This is a genomic window from Acidobacteriota bacterium (genome assembly GCA_016208495.1).
GTDB lineage: Bacteria > Acidobacteriota > Blastocatellia > Chloracidobacteriales > Chloracidobacteriaceae > JACQXX01.
Map to the genome: position 1 here is coordinate 22,223 of JACQXX010000020.1, position 26,932 is coordinate 49,154.

A 26,932-nucleotide genomic window follows, 5' to 3' on the forward strand; every position below is an offset into this window, starting at 1 on the left:
AGCCCAGGGTTTCGAAGACTCCATCTGGACTACGAACCTTCACCTGCTGCGCAGGTTAAAAACCGAAAGCTCACTGGAGTATTCAAATCCACGCTTTCAAAAAGAGAAATAAAACCAGGGCCAATTGCACTACTCATAACCTGAAATTTTGAAACGTCACGAAATGTGAGTGAACTCGGAGGAGAGAACATTATGTTGAACAATACTCAATTCAAGCCGTGCGTCGAAGGAGGAGTTGAAGCGACTTCATCCCCTTCCGCAACCAGGTCGAGCCGGGTGGTCCAAATTTTTTCGCTGTTTACTCTGGTGCTGCTGGTATGTGGAATCTATGCGCTCACTGCCGCGCCAAAGTCCTCAGCCGCCGCGAGAGCAAAATCCAAACGCATGCTGGCGAAAGCCCCTCGCCACACCGTTGCTTTGCCACAGGAAGAAAAAAAGGGCGCCAATTTGTCTGAAGATGACAATGAGCGTTCGACGCCAATCATTCCAATTAGCGGCACCTATCGGGGATTTTCTTCAACGGGACCGTTTGTTTATGTGGCCGATACCACCAATAACCGGATTCAACGCTTTGATGGGATTTGCTGGGAAACCCTGGGCTATGGCGTCGGTTCCGCACCGGGACAGTTTCGAGGCCCGGAAGCGGTGGTCAGCGAGGAGGACTACTATTACAAGGGTCTTTGCTGTTCAGCTCCAATCTATGTGGCGGATACCTTGAATAACCGGATTCAATGGTCAACCGATGGTGGGATTTGCTGGGATGTGTTTGCTTCAGTCGGTTCTGGATTGAATCAGGTGCGGGCGCCACAGGGACTGGCGATTGATAATGAAGGCAACCTGATTGTGGCCGACACTGGGAATGGACGAATTTTGCGTTTTGAAGATGGCATTCCCGGATTTGCGGTGCTGCTGGCTTCAAAAGGCAGTGGCAGTGGTCAGGTTGGGTCTCCATTTGGATTGGCCATGGATTTTTATGAAGGGGACACCCTCTACGTTTGCGACCAGTTAAACAGCCGAGTTTTACGAATTGATGATGTTGACGATGTCAATATTCGAGATACCGGTGTCATCGTTGCTTCAATGGGAGTTGGCTTAAACAAGGTAAAGAACCCACAGGGAATCTGTGTTGATTTTGACGGAACCGTCTACGTTGCCGACAGCGGCAATAATCGGGTTTTACGGTGGATAAATGGCAACCCGAATAATTCAACCGCGTTGGCTCAGATTGGAACTGGGCTTGGCCAGGTCAACCGGCCTGAAGGCGTAACCATTTCTTACGGTTTTTATTCAGAGCCATGGAGAAAACAACTGGAATCCGGTCCAATGCTGGTGGTGAGCGACACTGGCAATAATCGGGTTCAGGCTCGGCCACTTGATTCACCGGGTCAGTGGGACCTGGTTGGCTATCCCAATGGTTCTGGAACTCAAATCGGTCAATTCCGGTTCCCGAGCAAGATCCACTATTCCAGTCCACCATTCTTCGATTAACCACATCAACTGAGGTTGATTTGGTGAGATAAAACCAGCGGGGAAAGCCGACGCTTGAAGAACTCGCGTCGTCTTTCCCTGTGTTCTTTTCGGGGCGTTGATTGGCGTGGGCTGACGTGTCCGCCATGTAAATTGCTGAGCATTGATCCCCATAAGCGGCAGGATAAGGAAACAAAGCCCGATCTGGACAAGGGGACAAGCGGACAAGAGGACAAGGGGGCAAGGAGAAAAAATATTCTCCCGCTCCCACCGTCGGGAGGAGGATCTCCTTGCCTCCTTATCTCCTCAGCTCCTTGTCTCAAACAGGCTCACATTTTCTTATCCTGGCGTTTATGGCATTGACCCCTGACTATTCATGCGAAGTAAGAGTTGAAAAAAAGGCGGTGTTGAACCTGCGAAGCCTGGTACTACACTGAGGTTTCGGTTTTAACTTGCAATTTATTAGCTGCATTCGGGGCAAGCTGCCGCCCAGTTCCTGGGCTACTGTTATCTTGGCCATCAGCCTTCAGCCCTGGTTTTCAATGCGTGGCCAAATCACCTGTTCCACCTTTTACCTTTTTCAGTAAAAACGGAATCGGAAGACAGATCAGACACAGCACACCCATCCAGCGCAAGGTATCAACAAAAGCCAGCAAGGTCGCCTGTTTCACCAGGATTCCATACAGTGCGCCGTAGGCTTGTTGCATGCCGGTAAAGCCATCTGAAACGGAAGAAAAAGTCTGATGCAACGTTCCCAAAGTTTGGGAATAGGCTGAATCATAGGGTGTCAAATGAGCTACCAGTTGTGCCTGATGGGTTTGAGCGCCACGGGCAAGAAACGTTGAAACCAGGGAAATACCGATACCGCCGCCCAGGTTGCGCATCAGGTTATAAATTCCGGTGGCGCCTCCGATTTCTTCGGTTTTGAGTGTTCCCGTCGCCGTGGTCGAAAGCGGAACGAAGAGAAATCCCAGCGCGCATCCACTCAAAATGATGGGTGCCAGCAAGTTAGTGTGCGAAATCCCAAGGTTGATATTCGACAGCCATAATCCAGCCAGTCCCAGGAGGCCAAACCCTCCGGCAATCATCATTCGAACGTCAATCAGGTTAAACAATCGAGCCACCAGCAACATGGAAAGTAACGCGCCCACCCCACGCGGGCTGACCGCCATCCCGCTTTGCATCGCCGGGTATCCCATCAGGTTTTGTAAGAAGAGAGGCAGCAGCGACGTGGTGCCATAGAGCACCATTCCCACCACCGTAATCAGCGCTGTCGAGGTCGCAAAATTTCGGTTGGCCAGCACTCGTAAGTTCACAATCGGGTTTTCAACGCGCAATTCGTGGATCACAAACGCCACCAGTCCCAGGATGGCTGTCACAGTCAAAAAGACGATCAACGATGAGGCAAACCAGTCTTCCTCTTGTCCTTTATCCAGGAGTACCTGGAGCGCTCCCAGCCACACCACGAGCAACCCAAACCCAATGTAATCAATTTTGACGCGTGGTGCATTTTTGATGAACGGCGGGTCTTCGAGAAATCGCTTGACCATCAAAATTGCCACGATCCCGACGGGCAGGTTGATGTAAAATGTCCACCGCCACGAATAATTGTCGGTAATCCAGCCTCCTAATGTTGGCCCGATGATGGGGGCGACAATCACGCCCATTCCATACACCGCCATGGCCACGCCGCGTTTGGCCGGAGGGAAGCTTTCGAGCATCACCGCCTGGGCAATTGGTTGCAGCACTCCGCCTCCGACACCCTGCAGGATTCGTGCAACGACAAGCATTTCCAGGCTGGTTGCTGCTCCGCATAAAAACGAAGCGCCGGTAAACAACAGGATACAAAACAATAACAATCGCTTGCGGCCAAAAAATGAACTTAACCAGCCGGTTGCCGGCAGCACAATGGCATTGGCCACCAGATAGCTGGTCAACACCCAGGTGGCCTGACTCACGCTGGCGGACAGATTTCCCGCGATGTGGGGAAGCGCCACGTTGGCCACCGAAGTATCAAGCACTTCCATAAACGTGGCCAGCATCACGGAAATGGCGATAATCCAGGGATTGACCGCCGGCACCCACGGTTGATCGCTGGTACTTTGCGGACTGGCAACGATTGTGGCACTCATCGGACTTTGACCTCCGGTTCAACTGACATCCCTAATCCAAGTGGGAATTGCGGATCCGGTGCCTGATCAAACACAATCTTGACCGGCACCCGCTGCACGACTTTGACATAATTTCCAGTGGCATTTTCTGGCGGCAGTAAACTGAACCGGGCGCCGGTGCCTGATTGAATACTTTCCACATGGCCTTTGAATACTTTTCCTGGATAGGCATCAATCTCGATCTCGACCACCTGACCAGGACGCATATCGGTCAACTGGGTTTCCTTGAAATTTGCCTCCACCCACATGTCATTGGAAACCAGTGCCACCAGCGATTGACCAATCTGGACATAGGTGCCCGGGTCAATGGCTTTGCGGGTGATGCGGCCATCTTCGGGTGCATAAATTTTGGTGTAGGAAACCATCAACTCGGCTTCTTTGACGGCGGCTTCAGCATTGGTAACGGCTGCCTGGACGGCTTCAGCACGTGCGCGTTGCTGTGCAACCTGATGCGGCGCTGCCTGGGCCGAAGTCAACTGGCCAAGTGCTTCGCCAACCTGGGCTTGCGCCCCGCCGACCTGACTTTGGGTTTGCTGCAAACTGGCTTGAGCGGAAACTTCCTGAGCTTTGGCTTCGGCAACCTGGGCTTCAGTCGCCACAACCTTCATGCGGGCGGCACTGGCCTGGGCGGCGGCGGTTTGGGCAATCGTTAATGCCTGATCCAGGCGTTGCCGTGAAGTGTCACCGGCATCAAACAGCGTCTGGTAGCGACCTGCATCCGTCGCCGCCTGGGTGGCTTCAGCCTCCGCCGCCATCCGCTGTGCCCGGCTCGATTCGAGGTTGGCCTGGGCGGTGGCAACCTGGGCGTGGGCCTGTTCGACTCGGGCTTTCGCGGCTGCAACGAGTGCCTCGGAGGTTTGCACCTGGCTTTGGGCTGAAGTGACCCCGGCGTTGGCTTGTTGGAGCGATCCACCCGAAGTGGCACTGGTCAAATCAACATTGATCTGGGCGGAACGAAGGTTTGCCTGAGCGGCGGCCAGTTGGGCTTTGGCCTGGGCCAGCTTTACCTGAAAATCCTGATCGTCAATCTCAGCAATCAGGTCGCCTTTGCGTATCGCCTGATTATCTTTGACATACACTCTGGCAATATGGCCGGCGACTTTGGAACTGATTGGAATCACTGTCCCATCAATAAAGGCATCATCGGTTGATTGGTGACCGTGAGCAAAAACCAACGTTCGAGCGCCAAACAAAAGACCAACTACGAGCAAGGCCGCCACACCCAGTTGAATGGGGCGGCGCTGGAAAAAGGCAGTGCCTGCCAGCGATTTTGAATCCTGAGCTGGCGTGGGTTTAACCGTGACCGCGGGCGATTCAGGTTTCACCGATACTGGTTGAACTGATGGGTTCGGTTCGAGATAGGTTGAAATGATTTCAGGCTCAAGTTCAGCGATTTTTGACATGGTCTCCTCCGTGGTGACGCTTCGAAATTGTTCTGGCTCAGAAGAAGTGCAACTGAGGGACCACTCTGGCTTCCTTTTTCCGAAAGGACGCCTTCATGGCAAAGGCCGAGAATCAGGAGCTCCAGCTTTAATTTGTTGAATTCATTAATTTTGGTGGTTTTTTTCGGAGAACTGGGAAAGCGAGAGGTATCAAGGGGGTCGTGGTCGAGCTTGGTTGGTCTACGCTTGAAGTGAAGTGCTTTTCTGGCACGACATTTCGTGGTGATACGAAATATCGTGCCGAAATATCGTGTCAGTTTCATGAGGAAACAAGCTCTGGTTGTATTGAATCGTCCCTGAGATCCCCAAAAAGCAAAAAGGCCACAGTTGAACCGTGGCCTGCCTGTCATAAAAAAAGAGTGTGAAAAAAGTTGTGTGAACCAGTGCCCTTTAAGCGCACAACGAATCAGATAAGCTGGATTCAAGCATCTGGGAAGTAAACGGACCACATCCTTCAAGTTGAATATTTGGTTGATGATACAGCTTTGTCAGCGTCGTTGCCGCACAGGCATCGAGGAAAAGTAAATCTTCAAGATTGATAACCACGGGTTGTCCTGAGTGTGCCTGAATCCCCTGGCAAACTTGTTCCAGAAGCAGGGAATTCCGATAGTTGAGCGAACCCTCGACCCGAACCAGGACACAATCCCGCACAGGATCATGGATTTGTGAAATGCGAACAGACATGGGGAGTTCCTCCTTTTCACAGCCACTAAGTGCAATTGGCTTGCCAGAGATGGGGGCTGAAGAAGTCGGGCTGAAGAAGACGGGCTGAGGGCTTGGGGCTTGGGGCTGAAGATAGCGAGGTGAAGCATTGTCTTTCTTTCATCCCTCATCCCTTCTTTTGCTCCGAGCTTGCGAGTCTTCAGCCCAAGGTCTTTCAGCCTCAGGATCAGGCATTCTTCCTGCCGGGCAACATCCCGAGCTTTTGCATTCGGCTGCGGAGCGTGGTCGAAGGTACGCCTAAAATTTCAGCCGCCCCGTGTTTGCCGCCAATCATACCGTTGGTGTGCTTTAGAATTTGGGCAATGTATTCACGTTCATGGTCTTCCAGCGTTTGTAACTTCAGGGACGGAGCGGGAGATGGGCTGGTGGTATTGGTTAGGGCTGGGCGTTGTTTCACCGAAAAGGAAGGGTCAATGGTCAAAATCGGTGAATCTGAGACGAGCACTGCCCGTTCGATAATGTGTTCCAGTTCGCGAATATTTCCCGGCCAGGAGTACCGTTTTAATTGCTCGATTGATTCCTGACTGATGGCGGTAATTTTTTTCTTGAGTCGGCAGCGATATTTCTGAACAAAAAAATTGGTGAGCAGCACAATGTCGTTTTCACGTTCGCGCAAGGGCGGGATATGCAGTGGAAAGACATTGAGTCGGTAAAACAGGTCGGGCCGAAATTTCCCAGCTTCAACCAGTTGGTCAAGCGGCTGGTTGGTGGCGGCAATCACCCGGACATCAACCTGGATGGTTTGTGAACTTCCCACTCGTTCGAAGGTTCCTTCCTGGAGTACCCGCAGAAACTTCGATTGGGTTTCCGGAGGGAGTTCCCCGATTTCATCCAGAAAAATCGTGCCTTTATTGGCGAGTTCAAACCGACCAGGTTTGCGTTGGATGGCACCGGTGAAGGCGCCTTTTTCATGGCCAAACAGTTCACTTTCGACCAGCCCGGCAGGGAGCGCGGCACAATTGACGGTAATCAAGGGTCTGGAGGCACGCAGGCTGCGGGCGTGGACGGCACGGGCCAGGAGTTCTTTTCCGGTCCCGGTTTCGCCCGTGATCAAAACCGTTGAATCTGATTGGGCGACCAGTTCGGCTTCGGCCACAATCGCTCGAAATGCCTGGTTGGCCCCGATCATTTCTTCAAAATTGTAGGGCTCGTTGAGGCTTTCCTGCAGGCACATCACCTGCTTTTCGAGGGCCTGAACTTTTTGCTTTTCGGCTGCCAGTTCTTTTGAACGTTGTTCAAGTTCAGTAACCGCTGATTTCAGGCTGGTTCGTTGTTGACGCACCCGAATCATGGCTTCCTGCATGTCTTCAACTTGATAGATCTTTGGAAACAGCGTTGCAATCGGACCATCTGGGCTTTCATCAATGGTTCCAATAAACCGGCACTCTTTGTCACCCCGTCCGACACAGGACGTTTCCAGGAAAAACACTTCCCGTCCCATCACGGCGGATTGAAAACCGCTGGCATAGCCCATTAATGTCCAGCAAGTCGGAGTTTCACTTTTGCCAAGGTGTTTGATGTGTTGTTCGGCCTCAAACGAGTTTTTCCATCGGCCAATCACTTCAAATAACCCCTGTGCCGGGTCAAAGGTAAAGGTTTCGAGTTCGGGGCGGACAATCCCTTCCTGGGAATGAAACTGAACGCCGCTCTGGCTCCAGAGCAGTGGATCCTGATCTTGAAACATTTCCTTGGAAGTCAGGGCATCGCGATACCCGCGCATATACCCAAACCGGGAGAGCATCCGTCGGGCTTCAATCATTCCAAGCGTTTCGATCAGTTCCTTGCGGAGCAACCCAAATGCGTCGGCATCAATGAGCAGCACGCGCCGGTTATTCAAATGAATCGTTCCAGCGGTTTCATCAATTTTGAGCAGGTCGAGGAGTTTCATGGGCAAGGGAAACGACGAAAAGGACAAAAGGGACAAAAATTCGAAAACCCGGAAGCGCGGAACCCGGAACCTGGAACCCCAATCAAGTATTTTCCAGCTCGCCTTCGGCCAGTTCAGTGAAGGTCAGCCGATCATGCACGAAAAAGATCAACCCTAGTATGGTCAGAGGCAAATACCAGACAATGTGGCATACAATTGAAAATGCCAGTGCCAGTTCGTTGTCTACGCCAAAAAAGCCAAGCGCCGTGATGCACAAATACTGGTAGGTGCCGACATACCCTGGGGCTGATGGGAGCATCACACCCAGGTTGACCACGCACATGGTAAAGAGAACCTCGGTCAACCCAACCTGGATATGACAGGCATGGGCCACGGCCCAGGTCATCAACAATGCCGAAAACCAGATGCCAAACGAATCCACTCCAACCAGAGCGAGTACTTTAATTGAGCGACCACAACTGATGCCCCCGATAAACCGATCTACTTTATCCAGCAGGTAATCAGCCCGTTTTTCACTGAGCACCAGTTTCATCGGTTTGCCAAGCAAAATCGGCATGGATTCGTGCCAAAAGACAAGTGTCATGACAAAGACGGTGGCGGCCAGCGCGATAAAAGCACTGCCAATCGCGACCTCTTTTCCAAGTGCGGGGAGCGGAACCACCATCAATGTGGCCGAAATAAACAGCACGAGCATCACCACATCGCCCAGTCGCTCGGTCACAATTGTGCCGAGAGCAAAGCTTTTGGTAACACCGTTGCGGTGACTGAGCAGGTAGGCCCGGGCAATTTCGCCAATTCGGGCCGGCAGGACGTTATTGGCCATGTACCCGATGGTGATAACCCGAAAACAGTCCTTATAAGAAATGTGCTGGCCAGTATCAATCAACCGTTTCCAGCGAAGGGCACGCCAGAAAAAACCTGCCCACATCAAGACCAGGGCCAGAAGTAATTCAAAAGGTTGAGTCCGCTTGAGGAAATACCAGGTTTGGGACCAGCTAATGCCTCTCAAGGCGAGATAAGTAAAAAAGAGACTAAGGGCAATGCCGCCCCAAATTGTAATTTGCTTGGCTGTATTTCGCATTCGAATGAAGTATCTAGGGCACTGAAATTTGCGGGGACGCTGAAAATGAAATGAGCCAAAACGTGTATCACACTCAGGCGATTGAGAAAAGGTTTCAGTGCTGAACAAGCCATTGAAGAGTTTACAAATCAAACGCCAACCCACTATAACCTGAAGACTCGGGGCTGAAAAACCCAGGGCTCAGGGCGGAAGAAAACGGGTTCAATACCCTGAGTTCGAGGATTTCAGCCCGATGAAAGAAAAACAACTTTTGAGGAACTGTGAATATGTACCGATTAAGCATTCGACAACTCTTGCTGATTATTGTGAGTACTGCGCTCCTGACAGGGGGGACAGTCTTTGGACTCTATTATTTCCTGGGAAAATACCTTCCCCAGGAAAAAGAAGTGAAGGGGCAAAGCGGCCAGCCGCCACGCTCTGGAACGCCGCTGATTTTGGGAAGCGATGAAAAGAACAACATTGAAATCTATGAAAAGTTTGGCCCCGGTGTGGTCAACATCACCAGCACGGCGATTGTCGAAGACTTCTTTTGGGGACCCTATCGCCAATCCGGTGGTGGTTCAGGCTCCATCATTGATGAGAAGGGCAATATCCTGACCAACTTTCATGTGGTCAATAATGCCCAGGAGCTGATTGTGACCCTGGCTGACAAAACAACCCACGTTGCCAAAGTCGTCGGCGCTGACCCAAACAATGATCTGGCGATCATTAAAATTGATGTACCTAAAGAAAAACTCCACGTTGTGCCGTTTGGAACATCCCAAAACCTCAAAGTTGGCCAAAAGGTGCTGGCGATTGGAAATCCGTTTGGTTTTGAGCGAACACTCACCATTGGCGTGATCAGCGGTTTAGGGAGGCCGCTTCGAACCGAAAGTGGACGCACCATTGATAATGTCATTCAGACAGATGCTTCGATCAATCCAGGGAATTCCGGCGGGCCGCTGTTAAATTCCGCCGGGGAAATCATCGGCATCAACACCGCCATTTACAGCCCGAGCAAGGGAAGTATTGGGATTGGGTTTGCCGTGCCCGTGGACGTTGCCCGTCAAGTCATTCCTGATTTGCTGGCCTTTGGCCGAGTCCGGCGTCCCTGGCTCGGAGTTGAAACCTTTGCCATTACGCCACGCCTGGTTCGTCGCTATAGCCTGCCGGTCAACGAAGGTCTGATTATTACCAAAGTGTTTCCGGCGGGTCCTTCGGATCGCGTGGGAATCCGAGGCAGCAATCAGGTTCAACGGCGTCCGGATGGGAGTGAAGCTGTGCTGGGAGATATTCTGGTGAAAGTCGGAGACCAGGATGTCAAAACTGAGGAAGATCTCTATCGGGCGCTCAAGGATCGAAAAATTGGCGAGACGGTTCAGGTGGTTATCTATCGCGGAGGCCAGCCAACTCGATTGACTGTCAAACTGGATGAATTGCCAGCCCGATACGAGTCATTCCGACCTGACCCGGAAGAGTAATGCCATTTAGGGTTCAGGGTTCAGGGTTCGGGGTTCGGGGTTCGGGGTTTTTCGACCTTTCTTCCTTTCTGTCCTTAACAACGGGCACAAAAGGATGAAAAAAACAAAAACGCTTTCAAACCCCGAACCCCGAACCCCGAACTATGGTTTAGCCACCCGCTTGATGTCACTGGTGATGGCGCCGCCGCCCGCTGAAATGATGATCTCAGCTTCAGTGATTTGCCCAAAGGTGTTAAAGGCCACCTGTTCAACCGCCGCAACCAGTTCGGTATGGAGTCCCCGGGCGCCCGTTCCGCGCTTGAGACTTCGGTGAATCAAGTGGGAAAAGGCTTCTTCGGTAAAAGTGAGTTGCAGCCCTTCGGCCTGAAATTCATTGATAAACTGCGGAAGAAGGTTCTCGATGAGAATCTGACGCAGGGTTTCAGGGGGGAGCGGCGGAAAATTCACAACCCTGGAAAATCGTCCAATCAATTCAGGTAAAAAACCATACTTTTGAAATGATCCAACTTCATCAAGGGTCAGTTCAGTGCCCAGGGTTTCACCTGGTTGAAATCCGATGGCTGCCCGGTTGGTTTTCAGCAGGTCTTCAAACCCGGAAAACGCGCCGCAAGCAATAAAAGGAATATTGCGGGTCGAAAGTTCGGTTCGCTGACCATAGGCTGAAAAGCCGTAGTCCATCGGCACCATGACTTCAGTGCCTTCAAGCATGGCGAGTAATTCACGCTGGACACCATAGCCTGAAACATCTTTGGTCGTGCCCTGACCGGCAAAGCGGGCATTGCTGCCGGAGGCCGACAGTTTGTCGAATTCATCCAGACAAATCACCCCACATGACGCCAGTTCCGGGTCGTCGCCCGAAGCGCTGATCAGCCGGGTGAGAATTGTGCGCACATCATCGCCGACATATCCGCTTTCGGTAAAACTGGTGATATCCACGATCACGGTTGGAAGTCGGAAAATATGTTGAAACAGCAATTCAACCAGAAATGTCTTGCCGCATCCGGTGGGCCCAATCATCAAAATGTTTTGCTTCGGTGGGAGTTTGCGCAGGGGTTCACCGTCTACGTGCAGGCGCTTGAGTCGCTTCACGTGACGATAGGCCATCAGGGAAACCGCACGGCGTTGGGCAGCCTGGCCGTGATAACCCAGTTGTTCCAGTTTGGTGAAAATTTCCTGCGGCGAAGGCAAGGGCAGGTTGCGCAAAAATGAACGCAGTAATTGTGAACCGCGGAACGCTTCATCGTCAGTTCTGGAGAGCAACGGGTCGTTGTATTCAGGAGGCTTGATTTTCATAAATTTGGCCGGATTCGGAAATCACTGAAAACTCAACCAGCAAAACAGAGCAGTCATTCCAATATTTGGACTTTGGCAAGGTGAAGGCGATGGGAGCGCCGACCCTGGTTTCATACCGCTAACCTGATGAAAAATCAACTGGTTCACAAAATTGATTTCAGAGTGCCAGTTTGTCTAGGGTAGTCGAAAACTGCCCAATCTCAAACCTGAATTCGAAAGTTTTACGGCTTCTGGAACTTCCTGTCCTGGGTGGTGTCTAAGCGGGGAGTTGAAAAAAGTTCAATCCACAACCAGTTGCTCATCATCTGTAATATCCGTCATATCAAGTACTTGACTCTTTGAAAGGGAAGCTCTGATCGTTCGTTGGCCAAAAACTGTGGTAAGATGCCGCCATCCAGTCATCTTCTTCAATCAGCGAGCCTTACTCCATGCATTGTCCTCAATGTCATCAGGTCATTCCTGACGGTAGTCGGTTTTGTAATTTGTGTGGTGCTGTTCTGGGTACCCCGCCCCAACCTGGCCATCTGGCACCGGCGGCGGGGCAACTGCCCGCAGAAGTGGTTCATGCGGTGATGCACCCCAGTTTTATTTTTGTCGGTGTGCGGTATGCGCTGGCGGCGGTGTTGTCCATTGTGATTGTGGTTTTGGGCGCCATGATTGCCGGGAAAGCCTGGGATTGGTTGAGTAATGTGATTCCCTGGGTGGTTGGGTTCGTGGTTGTGGTGTTGTTTCTTAACCCAATTTACAACCACATTTTACGGCAAATCGAAACCTATACCTTAACGTCTGAGAAAGTCGAAATTCAAACCGGACTGCTGATAAAACGGACGCAAAATATTCCGCTCCAAAAGATTCAGGACGTTTCAACTCAAATCACATTGTTAAACCGGATGTTGGGCATTGGCGATGTGGTCATTGATAGTGCATCTTCGTCGGGAAAAATCATTCTCCGCCACGTGACCAACCCACAGGCCGTGGCGAGTGAGATTTTGGCCCGGGTGCGGAAATAATACCAGTCAGTCGTCAGTCGTTCGCATTGATTCATTTCGTGTATTTCGTGGTTAAAATATCTGGGAATTTTCTCCGAAGTATTTATACCAATTGGTGCAATGAAATCCTCATATTGGCAAATAGTTAAATAATTCAACCAAATAGACTTAACGAACTACGGACTGGTATAAGAAATTCAAGCAATACGTTGCAGAACAATGGTGGAGGGAATTCAATGGTGACACGGGCGATTTCAAAAACCGGGCTGGTCGTTCTGGGAATAGTGGCTCTGGGGTGGTTGACCCAACCGGGGTGGGCACAGAATTCAAAGCCGAATGCGATTCCACTGGCCATCATGCCAAAAAAAGAACCGCCAAAAGCGGTTCCGGCGACGGGAACTGAGTTTCCGATTCAGGAGTTTCTGAATTCCCGACTTGGAAAAGCGACTGAGGTCCTGACCGTCGGTGGGGACGCCATTCAGGAATTTTCACCTGACTTCGCCCCATTGTTGACCGAATCAAGCGTCCAGCAAGGGTATCAGGGAAAAGTCGGAAACTTCATGGTCCAGGTGTTTCAGTTTCCTCATCCTGAGTATTCGTTTGCGGTGTTTTCCACGCTCCGTCCCGCCAAAGACAAAGCCCTGGTGAATAAAGCAGCCGTGTGGGTGGTTGGGCAGATGGCCGGTGCCTGGGTCGAATCGGAATTTGTGATGGTTCGTGCCCTGACCGGAGAAGTCCCCCCAGTTCAATTAGAGCAACTGGCCACCGAAATCACCACGAAACTCCAATCCTGGCATGCCAAACAACCAGGATATGATCCAAAGGCGGCCAAAACACCATTTGTGGTCCGCCACCTGCCGACAGCTCACCTTGATCCAGAAACGCTGCATTTTGCGGTGGGGAAGATTGGTATTTCCGCCAATGCACCGGAGCCAGGGTTTGAGGAGTTTCCGGTCAAAGATGGCATGGGCTTTACCTGGGCCAGTTATGGGCCGGAAAGTCCTTTTCAACGGCTGGTGATTGCTGACTACCCAACACCCCAGGATGCCACCTCCGCGCTCTACAAAATTGCCATCCACGCCAACCGGCTGCCCACTGAAGAGCGAACCCGGCGCATAGTCCAACGCCGAGGGAATTTTATTGTTGAAGCGTATGGTGTCACGGATTGGATGAAAACGCAGGCCGTGATCTCAGCGATTGAATATGATTATGAGGTGCAATGGCTGACCGGCGGGCTTAATGAACCCCCGCCGCCGCCTGAACCACCCGGTCTCGACCCTGTCGTCGAAGCTCATAAGACCGCCACCATGTTGATCAGCATCTTTCGGCTGATAGGTTTGGGAGCATCCATTTCGGTCATGGTCGGGCTGGCGGCTGGTTTGGGGTTTTTCTACTGGCGTCGCAAATCAACCATGTCAGATTCTATCTTTAGTGACGCTGGCGGGATGTTGCGGTTAAATATTCACGATTCATTTTCCATTCCGGCTTCGGTTGAATCTGGGATGAAACAATTGGAACCTGGAGAGTAGTGTTGTGGACGTAGCTGAAAACACACCGAAACCGGTGTATGACCTGTTGATCATTGGTGCTGGGCCTGCCGGACTGGCCGCCGGATATCGAGCCGAGCAAGCCGGAATCTCGTATTTAATTCTTGAACAAGGCATTATTGCCCAAACCGTGTACAACTATCCGATTGGTAAGCCGTTGTTTTCAACTCCGAATGAAGTTGAACTCATTCCCGGTTCACTCAAGCCGAAGAATGAGAAACCAACGCGTGAAGAAGTCCTGGCCTATTACAACCAGTTTGCCTTGCGCGAGCACCAGATGCGGATTCACCTGCACGAGTCGGTTGATCGCGTTTCCCGCGAGGCGGATGGGCTCTTTTTGATCGTGACACAAAAAGCGACGTACCAGGCTCACCGGGTCCTGGTGGCCACAGGCGGATTTGGCCGGCCACGCACCTTGGGCGTTCCGGGCGAGATCGAAAGTCGTGTTTCCTATCGGTTTGTCGAGGCGTTTGCCTACGGTGGTCAGGAAGTGTTGGTGGTTGGCGGGGGGAATTCAGCCGCTGAGGCGGTTCTCTTTTTGCACGAAGGTGGCGCCAATGTGTCGTGGTCGCTTCGGCGGCCAACGATTGGCCCGCGTCCGGGTGACAAGGACAAAATCGGAGTCAAGCCGTGGGTGCGGGGCCCAATTGAGCACCTCGAAGCCAAAGGTGAAATTAAAATAATTTATTCATCCACAGTTGCGGAAGTACTTCCTGATGAAGCACTTCTGAAAATCGAAGGCCAGACGGACCTGCTGCGGGTGCCCTGTTTCCACATTTTTGCATTGCTTGGGGCGGATCCAGATGTCACTTTGCTTCGCACCACGGGCGCCGAAATTGCCAGTGACGGGCGTCCGGTGTATAACCCCGAAACCTATGAAACCACGATCCCTGGTTTGTTTGTCGCCGGGCACCTGACGCGTGAAATGCACATGAAAAACGCCGTGGCTGTACCGCCGCGAGTCGTTGAAAAAATGCTGGCTCACTTTGAATAACCCACCCGCTCACGCAGGTGGTACTGACTTTAAGTATTCTTCATTCTCTTTATGGATTCAAAAAACATAACTCCAGATTTTGCAGCGGGAATTGTACAGCAGGCGATGCGGCAGGGAGCTTCTGCCGCTGAAGTCGTCATCTCAGAAGGCGTTGAATTTTCGGTCAGCGTCCGGTTAGGTGATGTTGAAACGCTCAAAGAATCAGCCTCCAAGGGGCTTGGGTTGCGGGTGTTGTGTGATGGCCGGCAGGCAACGGTGGCTTCATCGGATTTTTCACCCGAGGCCATTACTGAACTGGTTGCCACAGCAGTGAAGCTGGCCCAAACAACCTCAGTTGATGACACGGCAGGGTTACCCGCGCCGGATGAGCTGGCTTCAAACTGGTCGGACCTGGGGTTGTATGACCCGGCGGTCGTGGCGCTCTCCGCCGAAGAAAAAATTGCCATGGCCCTGGCGGCTGAACAGGCGGCACGGGATTTCGATCCACGCATTGTCAATTTTGAAGGTGGCGGGCTTGATTCGGGAATCAGTCGCCGAATCCTGGCCAACTCCCTTGGGTTTGCCGGTGAATACGCCGGGACTTCGATTACTCTGGCGACAGTGCCAGTTGCGAAAGAAGGCGACCAGTTGCAGCGTGATTACTGGTATGACTCCCGTCGGTCACTGGCTTTGCTTGAGTCGCCTGATTCAATTGGCAAGCGGGCTGCGAAGCGAACATTGCGGCGGCTGGGTGGTCGAAAAGTAAAAACCCAGAGTGTGCCGGTGGTGTTTGATCCAATCGTCGCCCAAAGTCTGTTAAGGGATATTTTTAGCGCGATTTCAGGCGATGCCATTTTCCGAAAATCCTCATTTCTGGTTGATCGCCTTGACGAACAGATTGCCGTGCCGGAGTTGACGGTCATTGACGATGGAACGTTGAACGGTGCTTCGGGGTCGCGTCCCTTTGATGGGGAAGGCGTGCCGACAGGCCGAACGGTGGTCATCGAAAATGGAATCCTGAAAACCTACCTTCACAACACCTATACTGCCCGCAAACTCAATGTCAAAACAACCGGCAATGCTTCGCGAAGTCTGGCAGGAATTCCATCGGTTGGACCAAACAATTTTTTCATTGAACCAGGGAAATATGCTCCGGAAGAGATTATCCGCTCAGTGAAAAATGGTTTTTATGTCACTGAATTGATTGGGTTTGGTGTCAACGTGGTGAATGGAGACTACTCACGCGGGGCGGCTGGAATCTGGATTGAGAACGGGGAACTGACCTATCCGGTCGAAGAAGTCACCGTTGCCAGCAACCTGAAAGACATGTTGAAAAACCTGGAAATGATCGGAAATGACCTTGAATTCCGAGGCCGGATCAGTGCTCCGACATTGAAGATTTCCACCATGATTTTAAGCGGAGAATAAGAACAGGGCTGAAGAAGATGGGCTGAAGAAGATGGGTTGAAGACTATTGGGTTTAGGGTATTGAACCCGAGTTCTTCCGCCCCGAGCTTGCGAGTCTTCAGCCCCAAGCCCGCTTTCTTCAGCCCAAAATGGTTATAACGCCTTCAGGCGTGAGGTTTGACGAGTGGGACGGAAGATGAAACCCTGTCGCCTGGGCAGAATCAACCTGCGACTGGTGTTGGATGATGGTGGTTTCCAGGGAGATCCGCATTGTCTTTTCGCGGAGTTGTTCGCGCGGCAACCCACGTCGCCAGAAAGAGGAACAATGGCGAACTGAAGATGAGAAACCACCAGCCAGTTGGGAACTGGTTTGAAAGCAAGAATCCATACACGCCGTAAAAAAGCGCCAGACTGGTGAGTCCAAAGCTGCTTCCGATCCCTTCCCACTTCCATGCGACGATCATGCCGATGACGACCCCCAGCGGAAAAAACATCAATGCCAGCCCTTCGGCAAAAGTGACTTTTGATGGAGTCGGAACATCGTGAGCCACAAACATCGCCAGCGTCCCAATGCTCAGGATACTGAGTCCACGTGCCAGCCAGCGGGTAATGAGAATGGTCCATTCAAGGCCAGTTTTTTTCGACTGCATAGGTGCCTCCATAGATAGATATGAATGATTGGCTCTGAACTGAGTCAGCCGCACCATAGTGGAGTGATATGTGGTCAGGTAGGGCCAGTATGACAGATTCCGCATTGTCATCGAAGTCACCGATTTTATAGATGACCAACAAAACATTCGAGGTGACTACCAGGGACCAACATCATCCAAATCAAATGTAAGAAAATAAACCATCTATGATTTATATAATTGCAGTTAAATGTTATGTCGGTCTGCAATGAGTACCTCGGATCAGAAACAGTCTGGTCCTTCAATCAAATGAGCTTCGTGAATTACTGATGCCAATTAAGAATTGAAGCCGTTTAGGTTCTCAGCCCAATTCCTGGGCTCAACTTTTCAACCCTTAATTCGGATTATTAGAGACGTTTATGGCAAATAACATTGAATTGCTCTTCTTCAGATGGTGGTTGGAAGTATGCGGTGATCGCTTCAAACTCAGCATCCGTTGTCCAGGGGGTACCTGCGGCTAAATTCTTACTTCGCACTTGAAGCTGTTGCTTGCACACTGCATCTGAAGCATCCACATAGTGCAACTCGTGATCAGCACTGGTTTGCTCCAGTAATTCTCGAAACCAGGCCCGCTGTGTTTTGGTGTTGGCTGGAAAGTCGAGTACAACTGAGACGCCTTTGAGCAGAAGGGCACAAATATGTGGTCCAAGTGCATTTTTCAATCGCGAAGAACACCTGACAAATCCCTGGATGTCAGTGATTTCTCCGGGAAACAGGTGATCCAGAAGCTCGTCTTGAACAAGGAGCACCGCCTGTTCAGTCTCAGCTAAGGTTTTTGCAAGAGTAGATTTTCCCGCCGCCATCTTACCGCACATAAAAATAAGCTTTCCTGGGGTATTCATCATTTCCTCACTTCACAATTGATCAGGTTCTCGGGTGCGAAAAACCAGTTTCGCCGGAACGTAGCCAGTGGGGAAGTCTGCTTTGAGACCCGCTCAACAACCACTTTCCGGTATCCTGCCGGTGGGAATTGTCAACCTCAGGCGACGTTTCCGCAACGGAGAGGATCATCATCCCTTCTTGTCATCTGATGGACAGTTCGGCTACACTGGCGAGCTTCGCACTCATCCGCGAAACACGCAGACCGCATCACCTCCACGCTCTCCCTCTTCTATCGTTCCAGACTGAGTTGATTCACTCCTGGCCGGTAGGTTTTCAGCCACGAAGGTCGTTGCCTGCATTTTTCATTCGACCGCATAATTTCATTTTTTTGAGGAGTTTACAGTAGCAATGTCAAAAGGATTTACGCTTTGGTTTACAGGACTTTCAGGTGCCGGGAAAACCACCCTGGCTCACGCCGTTGAGAAAGAACTTCTGGCTCGCGGACGTAATATCGAAATTTTGGATGGCGACGTTGTCCGCACCCACTTGAGCAAAGGCTTGGGATTCAGCAAAGAAGATCGCGACACCAACATTCGCCGGATTGGTTTTGTGTGCCACTTGCTGACCCGCAACCATGCCGGGGTTATTTCAGCGGCAATTTCACCATATCGCTCGATTCGTGATGAAGTCCGAAGCCAGATTGGTGCAAATTTCATCGAAGCCTATGTCAAGTGTTCGCTCGATGCCTGTATTCAACGCGACGTCAAAGGACTCTACGCCAAGGCGTTGGCGGGTGAAATTAAAGAATTTACCGGTGTGTCCGATCCCTATGAAGAACCATTGAACCCAGAGCTGGTGCTTGAAACCGATAAGGAATCATTGGAAGAATGCACCGCCAAGATCATTGCCTACCTGGAAAAGCACGGATTTATCACTGCAAAACAGGAATCAGCCGTGGCTGTGGCACAGTAACGACACAGAATGAAACACCGATCATTGCGTCTGAGCGAGTATCGAGAGTTTATGGGGCGGAAGCACATTCCGCCCCATTTGCGCTTTTCACCCGATTCACCGGATTTACAAAGCGAGCGCGAAATTCAATTAAGAGCGCTCAGTGTGTCACTCCGACTTCATTTTGCTGATGACCCGGCAGTAGTCATTGGGTATCGGCGACCGATCAAATGGCATACTGACGGTGAAACCGTGATCAAAACTCCAGTCTGCTGGATGGTTCGATTTCCCAATTTTGGATTGACTCCCCAAAAGGATACCGAGTGGGAATACACCATTGATGAGGCGCATCCGGCACCCGGCTGGGTTTTGGAGTGTGAAGATCCCGCGCTTTCTCCGATTGAATGCCATGACCGGGCCAAACTTTATATTGAGGGTGGCGGAATTCGTGAGTATTTTCTCTTTTCCCCAGCTTTACCCGACCATCAACGGATTCGAGCCTTCCAATTCAAAAAAGGAGAGTTTCGCCGGCTCGAACAATGGGCGTTACTCTGGCACAGTTCCCACCTGCAACTGGACTTGACGATGCTCGAAGGAATGATCCGTCTTCACGATGCCCGGGTCGGAATTCGGGTTCCAACCCTGCTGGAATGCCTGGAACAACGATGGAGCGAAGATAGCAAGGTGACAAGGGGACTGAATGACAAGGGGACAAGGTGACAGGGTGACAATGACAACCTGGTGTAAGGGCGACGTTGCTTTGAACCGCGCCCTCTTCGAAAACCCTGAACCCTGAACCCCGAACCCCGAACCCCGAACCCCGAACACTGATCCTATGACGACTACGAAATGTGCTGTTATTGGCCTGGATGGCGCTACCTTTAATTTGATACTGCCGATGGTGGAAGCCGGAGAACTCCCAACCCTGGGACGATTACTTCGCGAAGGCAGTTGGGGGCACCTGCGGTCAACCATCTTGCCAAACAGTTTCCCCGGCTGGGCCAGCGCCACAACTGGCACCTCGGAAGGCATGCACGGTATTTTTTCGCCATTTCTCAAGCGCCGCGAAGAGTATGGCGTTCGGGCCATTTCAGCGGTTGATCTGCAAACCCGGCCTATCTGGGATTTGCTGAACACCCAAGGCTATTCAACTGGAATCATCAACATTCCAACCACCTATCCGGTTGAAACGGTGACCGGATATCAGGTCACGGGAATGCTGACCCCCAGTACAAAATCACCATTTACCTATCCACCTTCACTCCAGGCCGAATTGTTGGGTCACCTGCCGAACTACATTATCGAACCCCGCCGGGCACTTGGACGGGCTGAAAAAGCGGCTGAGTTTCACAATTGTTTGGAAGGGCATGTCTGCGCTGCGGAATATTTGATTCAAACGTACCCGACCGATTTTTTTATGATTGTGCTGAGTGTGCCGGACCGTGCCCAGCATGATTTCTGGGCGGATATGGATCCAAATCATTTTCGATATGATCCGACTCAATCACCTGAATACAGTGATTTTATCCGGGATGTATACCGACAGGCAGATGCCGGTGTTGAGCGGATACTCCGCCGATTGCCAGAGGATGTAATGGTTGTGATTTGCTCTGACCACGGATTTTCGGCAGAACTGCGTGAATTGCGAGTCAATGAATGGCTCGCCCAGCGTGGATTCCTCCGCTACCAGCCTGAAGCCTTCCGGACAGCAAATACCACGCTCGACAAAATCTCAAATAAATTGACCTATCACTATCGAGCCTTATCCACCAAACTCAAGCCGCACTCGGTTTTAGAGAAAAAAGTTGTCTTCGGACGCGATTTTCTCAATCAAATTGACTGGGAGCAAACAACCGCATTTTTCGGGCAGGACAAAGGCGTCTGGATCAACCTCAAGGGCCGTGATCGGGTGGGAACGGTTGAGCCGCAGGACTTTGAGCGGGTTCGGACTGAAGTGATCCAGGCGCTGAATGAGTGGATAGACCCTGAAACCGGGAAATGTGTTTTTGAAGCCGTTGTACCGCGCGAAGCTAGCTTAACTGGGCGGTTTGCTGACCGATTGCCGGATATTTTAGTCATTCCAAAACGATCAGAAGATGTACCGATTGAAACCGCGAGTCCCGGAGCGCCAATTGTCCCCGCAACCACAACAACAGGCACGCACGCCCCAGAAGGTATTCTTCTCATGGCGGGGCCGCACATTCGTCGAGACCACCGGCTGACCGGTGCCAACCTCCGCGATATTACGCCAACCGCCCTGTTTGCAATGGGGGCGGCACTCACACAGGACATGGATGGCAAACCGCTGGTGGATGCCTTTACCCCAGAATTTGCAGACATCAGCCCCATTCGCCGCCAGGGAACGTCTTACAAAGATGGATTGACAGGTGGATCAAATCCAAATGCGTCCAGTTCCTCGACTGAGGTTTTTTCAGACGAAGAAGCTAGCGAACTGGAAGAGCGATTGCGTGCGCTGGGCTATTTGGGCTGAGGGCTGAGGGCCATAAGCGCCAGGATAAGGGGTTTTAGGCCCGCAGGGTCGTCGTATAATAGCCGTGGTGCGAAGCCCACGGACCCGGCCCGCAACGAGACCCAACCCCGAAAGAACATCATTGAATGCCACCGGAAAGAGCACGGGCTTTCTTATCCTGGCGCTTATGGGGTTTGGGGCTGAGGGATGAGGGCTGAAGACTTCGGGCTGAAAAATTGGTTTTATTTCATCCCTCATCCCTCATCCCTTCAATTGTCCTCAGCCCTGGATTTCTCAACCCGATATTTTCAAAAACTTCCGCTTATTTTTTCTTCTTTTCAACTGAGTTAAGTAGCCTTGCTATGACAACGCGCAAATCGCGTGCTATACTCGCCCAAATCCCAGGGTAATTCGCCAGTTATCAATCACTACCAAACAAAAAACTGAAATCCACTCATTTTCGTGGAGGGCCCCTATGAAGAAACCACTCCTCGTTGTGTTTCTTGTGGTCTTTTCCTGGACCATCAGCGCATCAGCTTACACGGTTATCCTCAAGGATGGACGGCGGCTTGAAGTTCAAGAGAATTACCGCATTGTGAATGACATTGCTGTTTTTGTGCTGGCTGACGGAAAACGGTTCTCGGTGTCGGTCAACAACGTAGACATTGCCAAAACAGAAATGGCCAACCATCAGGGAATCGGCGAGTTTGTCCAGCGGGCGAGCGCCCCGTTGCCGATTCTTGATTCAGATGTTCAGACCGCCAAAAAGGAAACTCCGGTTCTAAAGGATAAAGCCGCTGTTGCGCGGGCCAAGTCACCGATTACGCGCACTCTGGTCAACGCTGACTTTGAGGCGTACAAACAGCGTCGGGGTGATTCGGGTAAAGACAAAGAAGGCAAATCAGAACCTGCTGAGCCAGTTGAAGTTGCTGCCGCTGTTCCCGCGTATTCACCGCCTCCGGTTGATCCCGTCCTGGATCGGAAGTCAGAAGCCTACTGGCGTGAACGTGCCCGCCCTCTTCTGACTGAAATGGCGGTGCAGGAAGAACTGATCGGGATTTTGCAAAATCAGCTCTCTCAACTGGAAGCCAATCGGGGACGCCAGACGACCTATGGTGCTATCCAAACTCCTGGCGGTGTGGTCATCAACGGCAATGGCGGGTATTACAATCCTGGAAGTACCATTTTGATCCCACAGAACAACACCAACGGCCAGGATTTTGAAACGAAGGTTCGAGAGCGTTTGATGGAAGCCCGCCTGAATTTGACTGCTGTCCAAATTCGCTACAATGCCCTGACTGAAGAGGCTCGCCGGGCGGGAGTTCCACCGGGATGGACTCGCTGGCAGTAGGCAAGTGCCTGGTGCTTGAATTATTCGAAGAACCCGGAACCTGGACAAGGTGACAGGGTGACAGGGTGACAGGGTGACAAGGGGATTTTTTCATCCCTTATCCCTCATCCCTCATCCTTCATCCCTTAAAGAACCCGGAACCCCATTTCCAGCCCCGTTTGAGGAGGACCACACTGTGAGACAGTTCTTTCGTGTTCAAAGAAATATCGTGACCACACGATTGATCAAGGGGAAGAGCAAGTGGGCCATATTGGTTGTATTTTTGTGTTTAGCTTGTTCCTGGGGGCAGGTAACCGCAGATTCAGATGATGTCTTCGAACAAAGCTTTGAGGTTGGCGCCAACGCCAATGTCAAAGTTGATAATCCGGCTGGCACAATTGCCGTGGAGGTCTGGGGAGAAGATCTGATTCATATTGTGGCAACCCGAAAAGGCGCCGGGAGCCAAAGAGTTCTGCAATCAGAGGTCTCGTTTTGGAAAGGGACCAATCAAATCACGGTGGTTTGCCCTTCCAAACTGGATGCGGGGCCGATCAACCTGAAAATTTATATTCCACGCCGGGCTCACCTTCGATTGACTACCAATCAGGGAGATGTGGAAGTTTTGGGGCCAGTCACCAGTGCCAGCATTGAAACCCAGACTGGAAATGTGCTGGTTGAATCTCCAAGTTCACAGGATGCCGAAGTCATCATGCGCTCGACTTCCGGTTCGGTCACCTGCGGCGTTCAGATGACGGTGTGTGATTCATCAACCCCAACGCTGGTGGAAGGAAAATTAGGCAAAGGCGGTTCGGCGATTGTCATTCGCAGCACCAGTGGAAACATCAATTTGCAACCCTTGCGACCACAACTGGCGAAGTTGATTGCCAAAGGACCCACATCTGATTCCCAGGCAAGCCCGCTTTCAGATGATCAATTGTCTTCCAAAGGGTCAATTTTGCGGCAGCGGCGTGATCAGGTTGTAACCCAGCCCGATTCATATGGAACAAGTTCGGGGAATTCCGATCCGTACAATTCATCCTCACCTAGCCGAACAGGTGGCGGGGGATACACCGATGTCTTTGGTTCCAGCCGAGATACTCAGTCATCAGGTTCCAGAGTTGATCAATCAGGGACAGGGCAAAGACAGGGTGGCGGGACAAACAATACCCGAGGGGGACTTGGTGTGCGGATTATTCCTCCACCAGGATCAACCCAGCCACAGGAAACGACGGCGGCAGATTCGGTTCTGGATGACCTGAACTCCACCGATCCAGCGACCAAAGGGAAGCGTGATGATCGTTCGTCATCTGGTGGATCTTCACCGAACACTCCTTCATCACCACAAAGTCAAACGGGTGGCGGATACACAGATGTTTTTGGTTCAAATCGTGATACCCAGTCGTCTGGTTCAACGATTGACCAGTCAGGGACATTGCGACGGCGGCAAGGTGGCGGGACAAACAATACTCAGGGCGGGATTGGGGTTCGGATCATTCCTCCGCCAGGATCAACCCAACCTCAGCCGACAACCGCGGCTGATTCAGTTATTGATGATCTGAATACCAGTGATCCGGTAAACTCTGGTTCGGGTGGTGGCTCTCTCTCCCGGCGAAATAAAAATCGAGGGACGGATGATTACCTTGGATCGGCAAACTCACCTGATACCAGTCGAGATTCGACAGGACCAAACCCACCACGCATTGTTCGTCGGGGAGATGATGGCAGCCCAGACCCAACTCGCAAGCCCGTAGACGACACAGATTCTGATGAAGACACCATCAAGCTTGATACCAAGCTGGTCAATTTGAATGTCACGGTTTCAAATCGCTCCGGACGGGCCATTACCGACCTGAAGCAAACTGATTTTGTGGTTTTTGAAGATAGCGTCAAACAGGAAGTATCCCACTTCATACCGGTCGCAACACCGTTTAATCTGGTGTTATTGCTTGATTTAAGTGGCAGTACACGGGAAAAAATTGATAGCGTCAAACGGTCGGCCCTGCGATTTGTCGCCGCAACCAGCCCTCAGGACAAAGTTGCCATTGTGGCTTTTACACGGGGTGTACAGGTGGTGGCCCGGCCAACCAATGACCGTGAACTCTTGAAAAAACGCATTCAGGAAATGCAGCGCACTGATGGCGGAACGGCCTTTTACGAAGCCATGGACTTTGTGATGAAGGACGTGTTGCGCGGTCTACAAGGGGAACGAAATGCCATCGTGGTGATGACCGATGGCGTAGACAATGCGTTGAGCGTGGCGTATCCAGCACCGTCACGGGTTTCATTTAAACAGATGCTCGACAAGGTTTTGGAATTTGGCACGCTGGTGTATCCCGTGTATCTGGATACGGAAAGTGAAAACTACGCCCAGCAGTGGGGGGAATCGGCTGAAGTGTATGCCACGGCCCGCACCCAACTGCAGCAAATTGCCGATGCTTCGGGTGGGGTTTTGTACATGGCGCCCAATGTTGAAGATTTGGGCAATATCTATGAAAAGATTGCCAATGAACTCCGGACGGTGTACAGCATCGGCTACTACCCGGCGTCATTTACCAAAGATGGCCAGTGGCACAAAATCCAGGTCAAGATCAATCGTGGTGAAGGCGTGATCCGAACTCGCCGGGGGTACTACGCCAAGTAGGGTGAGGGCTGGGGGCTGAAGATTCGCAAGCTCAGGGCTGAAGAAAACGGGTTCAAGCCAAATGCTTCAATCTTCAACCTCAACTCTGCCTTCAGCCCCAGGCCAGAGGCCCTAATTCTTTATTCTGCGAACACGCGCTTGAAGATTTTGTCTACGTTTCGCAGTTGAACCTTCAAATCAAAAATTGCTTCGATTTCGTCGCGTGACAGAAGACTGGTGATGTCAGTGTCTTCCAAAATAGACGAACGGAAATCCGCGCCGTGATCCCACATTTTCATGGCGTTGCGCTGCACCCATTCATAGGCTTGTTCACGGGTAGCCCCTTTGCGAGCGAGTTCGAGCAGAAGCTGGCCGGAGAAGGTTGTTCCGCCTAACTGATTGAGATTCTTGAGCATATTGTCCGGGTAGACAACCAGCCCTTCGGCCAGCCCGGTCGCTTTCGCCAGCATATAATCAACCAGAATACAGGTGTCCGGCAAAATCACGCGTTCAACCGATGAATGCGAAATGTCGCGTTCGTGCCAGAGGGCAATGTTTTCCATGGCGGCCATGGCGTTTGACCGAACCAGCCGCGCCTGTCCACACAATTGCTCGGAAAGAATCGGGTTGCGTTTGTGCGGCATGGCCGAAGACCCTTTTTGCCCTTTGGCAAAGGGTTCCTGGGCTTCGCGGACTTCGGTGCGTTGCAGGTGGCGGACTTCAAGCGCGAATTTTTCAATGCCGGCGGCAATCAACGCCAGCGTGTTCATAAACTCGGCGTAGCGGTCCCGTTGAATGACCTGAGTCGAAATCGGAGCGGCTTTCAGACCCAGGCGGGTGCAGACACGTTCTTCGACTTCGGGATCCAGATTGGCAAACGTTCCGACCGCGCCGGAGATTTTCCCAACAGCGACCGCTTCGCGAGCCCGTTCGAGGCGTTCGAGATTGCGCATGGTGTCGGCGTAGTAGAGCGCCATCACCAGACCAAACGTCGTCGGCTCCGCGTGGATGCCGTGCGTGCGGCCCATCATCGGCGTGTCTCGAAATTCGAGGGCCCGTTTTTTCAACGCTTCGGCAAAGTTGTGAACACGTTTGATCAGCAAGTCAGCGGCATCCCGCAGGAGCAGACCATTGGCCGTATCCACGACATCCGACGACGTGAGCCCAAAATGGACGTAGCGCGACGCCGGTCCGATGTTTTCAGCCAGGACCGTTGTGAAGGCAATCACGTCGTGGCGGGTGACTTTTTCGACTTCAAGAATGTGATCAACCGAAAAAGCGGCCTTGGCTTTGATTTGTTCGACGGCATCTGCCGGGATGGTGCCCATTTCGGCATGGATTTCACAAACGGCGACTTCGACGTCGAGCCATTTCTGAAAGCGGTTGTGTTCAGTCCACAGGTTGGACATTTGTGGCAAAGAGTATCGAGGAATCATAAATATATAGGGTTCAGGGTTCAGGGTTCAGGGTTGACTGGGGATTATTATTTTTGAGAGGAGACATGGTACATTTTCTGCTAGTTAAAACCTTTAAAGAGAAACAAATGGAGGCAAAAAATGTACCGTCGAGAAACTATCGCCCGAATGCAGGTGAAATTGCAAGAAATCAT

At 51.7% G+C, this 26,932-nt stretch carries 20 protein-coding genes; 11 read left to right on the forward strand and 9 right to left on the reverse strand.

The features are described 5' to 3' along the window. Positions 1 to 192: 192 nt before the first annotated feature. A complete protein-coding gene (locus HY774_03895; protein ID MBI4747602.1) occupies positions 193 to 1,488 on the forward strand; it encodes an NHL repeat-containing protein in 1,296 nt (431 codons plus the stop codon). Positions 1,489 to 2,006: 518 nt separating this feature from the next. Here the strand turns inward: HY774_03895 and HY774_03900 are convergent. The 5 genes from HY774_03900 to HY774_03920 all read right to left on the reverse strand — a co-directional run bounded on the left by HY774_03900 (position 2,007) and on the right by HY774_03920 (position 8,772). Continuing rightward, entirely contained in the window at positions 2,007 to 3,599 is a 1,593-nt protein-coding gene (locus HY774_03900; protein MBI4747603.1) for a DHA2 family efflux MFS transporter permease subunit, read from the reverse strand. Then, on the reverse strand, positions 3,596 to 5,041 hold the full coding sequence (locus HY774_03905) for an HlyD family secretion protein (GenBank protein ID MBI4747604.1): 1,446 nt from the start codon (positions 5,039 to 5,041) through the stop codon (positions 3,596 to 3,598). Before HY774_03905 ends, HY774_03900 begins: the two co-directional genes overlap by 4 nt. 429 nt (positions 5,042 to 5,470) lie before the next feature. Beyond that, entirely contained in the window at positions 5,471 to 5,764 is a 294-nt protein-coding gene (locus HY774_03910) for a hypothetical protein (protein MBI4747605.1), read from the reverse strand. A gap of 205 nt (positions 5,765 to 5,969) precedes the next feature. Beyond that, complete coding sequence (locus HY774_03915) at positions 5,970 to 7,691, reverse strand: sigma 54-interacting transcriptional regulator (GenBank protein ID MBI4747606.1); 1,722 nt, start codon at positions 7,689 to 7,691, stop codon at positions 5,970 to 5,972. An 82-nt stretch (positions 7,692 to 7,773) separates the two neighbouring features. Continuing rightward, positions 7,774 to 8,772, reverse strand: coding sequence for a flippase-like domain-containing protein (locus HY774_03920; protein ID MBI4747607.1), 999 nt, complete (start codon positions 8,770 to 8,772; stop codon positions 7,774 to 7,776). Positions 8,773 to 9,038: 266 nt separating this feature from the next. Between HY774_03920 and HY774_03925 the strand changes: the two genes are divergently transcribed. Beyond that, positions 9,039 to 10,232 (forward strand): trypsin-like peptidase domain-containing protein, encoded by a 1,194-nt coding sequence (locus tag HY774_03925; GenBank protein ID MBI4747608.1) that lies wholly within the window; start codon positions 9,039 to 9,041, stop codon positions 10,230 to 10,232. A 141-nt stretch (positions 10,233 to 10,373) separates the two neighbouring features. Here HY774_03925 and HY774_03930 read toward each other — a convergent pair whose 3' ends face one another. Continuing rightward, positions 10,374 to 11,525, reverse strand: coding sequence for an AAA family ATPase (locus HY774_03930; protein MBI4747609.1), 1,152 nt, complete (start codon positions 11,523 to 11,525; stop codon positions 10,374 to 10,376). Positions 11,526 to 11,953: 428 nt separating this feature from the next. Between HY774_03930 and HY774_03935 the strand changes: the two genes are divergently transcribed. The 4 genes from HY774_03935 (at position 11,954) to HY774_03950 (ending at position 16,462) form a co-directional block, all read left to right on the forward strand. Next, on the forward strand, positions 11,954 to 12,535 hold the full coding sequence (locus tag HY774_03935; protein ID MBI4747610.1) for a PH domain-containing protein: 582 nt from the start codon (positions 11,954 to 11,956) through the stop codon (positions 12,533 to 12,535). 215 nt (positions 12,536 to 12,750) lie between these two features. Further along, complete coding sequence (locus tag HY774_03940; GenBank protein ID MBI4747611.1) at positions 12,751 to 14,043, forward strand: hypothetical protein; 1,293 nt, start codon at positions 12,751 to 12,753, stop codon at positions 14,041 to 14,043. A 4-nt stretch (positions 14,044 to 14,047) separates the two neighbouring features. Next, complete coding sequence (locus HY774_03945) at positions 14,048 to 15,055, forward strand: NAD(P)-binding domain-containing protein (protein ID MBI4747612.1); 1,008 nt, start codon at positions 14,048 to 14,050, stop codon at positions 15,053 to 15,055. A gap of 51 nt (positions 15,056 to 15,106) precedes the next feature. Beyond that, positions 15,107 to 16,462 (forward strand): TldD/PmbA family protein, encoded by a 1,356-nt coding sequence (locus tag HY774_03950; GenBank protein ID MBI4747613.1) that lies wholly within the window; start codon positions 15,107 to 15,109, stop codon positions 16,460 to 16,462. Between the two features lie 200 nt (positions 16,463 to 16,662). Here HY774_03950 and HY774_03955 read toward each other — a convergent pair whose 3' ends face one another. Both HY774_03955 and HY774_03960 read right to left on the reverse strand, forming a co-directional pair. After that, a complete protein-coding gene (locus tag HY774_03955; GenBank protein ID MBI4747614.1) occupies positions 16,663 to 17,091 on the reverse strand; it encodes a hypothetical protein in 429 nt (142 codons plus the stop codon). 386 nt (positions 17,092 to 17,477) lie between these two features. Then, positions 17,478 to 17,972: an ATP-binding protein gene (locus tag HY774_03960; GenBank protein ID MBI4747615.1), complete on the reverse strand. Its 495-nt coding sequence runs from the start codon at positions 17,970 to 17,972 to the stop codon at positions 17,478 to 17,480. 388 nt (positions 17,973 to 18,360) lie between these two features. Here HY774_03960 and cysC point away from each other — a divergent pair, with 388 nt between their 5' ends. The 5 genes from cysC to HY774_03985 all read left to right on the forward strand — a co-directional run bounded on the left by cysC (position 18,361) and on the right by HY774_03985 (position 25,344). Further along, positions 18,361 to 18,924 carry an adenylyl-sulfate kinase gene (gene cysC, locus HY774_03965; GenBank protein MBI4747616.1) on the forward strand — a complete coding sequence of 188 codons (564 nt, stop codon included), beginning with the start codon at positions 18,361 to 18,363 and terminating at the stop codon, positions 18,922 to 18,924. 9 nt (positions 18,925 to 18,933) lie between these two features. Beyond that, positions 18,934 to 19,623 (forward strand): hypothetical protein, encoded by a 690-nt coding sequence (locus HY774_03970; protein ID MBI4747617.1) that lies wholly within the window; start codon positions 18,934 to 18,936, stop codon positions 19,621 to 19,623. 115 nt (positions 19,624 to 19,738) lie between these two features. Continuing rightward, on the forward strand, positions 19,739 to 21,394 hold the full coding sequence (locus tag HY774_03975; GenBank protein ID MBI4747618.1) for an alkaline phosphatase family protein: 1,656 nt from the start codon (positions 19,739 to 19,741) through the stop codon (positions 21,392 to 21,394). A 454-nt stretch (positions 21,395 to 21,848) separates the two neighbouring features. Further along, positions 21,849 to 22,724 (forward strand): hypothetical protein, encoded by an 876-nt coding sequence (locus tag HY774_03980; protein ID MBI4747619.1) that lies wholly within the window; start codon positions 21,849 to 21,851, stop codon positions 22,722 to 22,724. A gap of 208 nt (positions 22,725 to 22,932) precedes the next feature. After that, positions 22,933 to 25,344: a VWA domain-containing protein gene (locus tag HY774_03985; GenBank protein MBI4747620.1), complete on the forward strand. Its 2,412-nt coding sequence runs from the start codon at positions 22,933 to 22,935 to the stop codon at positions 25,342 to 25,344. 119 nt (positions 25,345 to 25,463) lie between these two features. On the opposite strand, the gene HY774_03990 is transcribed toward HY774_03985, so the two are convergent. Further along, on the reverse strand, positions 25,464 to 26,759 hold the full coding sequence (locus HY774_03990) for an adenylosuccinate lyase (GenBank protein MBI4747621.1): 1,296 nt from the start codon (positions 26,757 to 26,759) through the stop codon (positions 25,464 to 25,466). Positions 26,760 to 26,932 lie beyond the last annotated feature (173 nt).